The 271-nt window shown below is 43.9% G+C and carries 1 protein-coding gene; it reads left to right on the top strand.

The window, feature by feature from the left end:
- Positions 1–140: 140 nt before the first annotated feature.
- Positions 141–271: 5'/3'-nucleotidase SurE (locus AAEY88_RS13710; RefSeq protein WP_350563273.1), on the top strand; the 131-nt coding region annotated here is incomplete at its 3' end.

Here is a 271-nt window from a genome sequence, read left to right as displayed (position 1 = left end):
GAATATGGCGTGGGAATTGCTAAGAGATAATGAAGGGAGTGCGCAGTTGATCGTGGAATTCTCGTTACCAAAAGGGTGTTTTGCGACCAGCGTTTTGCGCGAAATGATCGATTTTACAGATAAGTCAGCAGAGAAACATCATGAGAGTATTGATCGCCAATGATGATGGGTTTGACGCGGTTGGTATACAAATACTTGCTCAACGTTTACAGCAAGAGTATGACATTTTAGTCGTAGCACCGGATCGTAATCGTAGTGGTGCGAGTAACTC

This window comes from Psychrobacter sp. CAL346-MNA-CIBAN-0220, from assembly GCF_040309805.1.
Classification (GTDB): Bacteria; Pseudomonadota; Gammaproteobacteria; order Pseudomonadales; family Moraxellaceae; genus Psychrobacter.
This window is presented reverse-complemented; position numbering and strand designations above follow the sequence as displayed.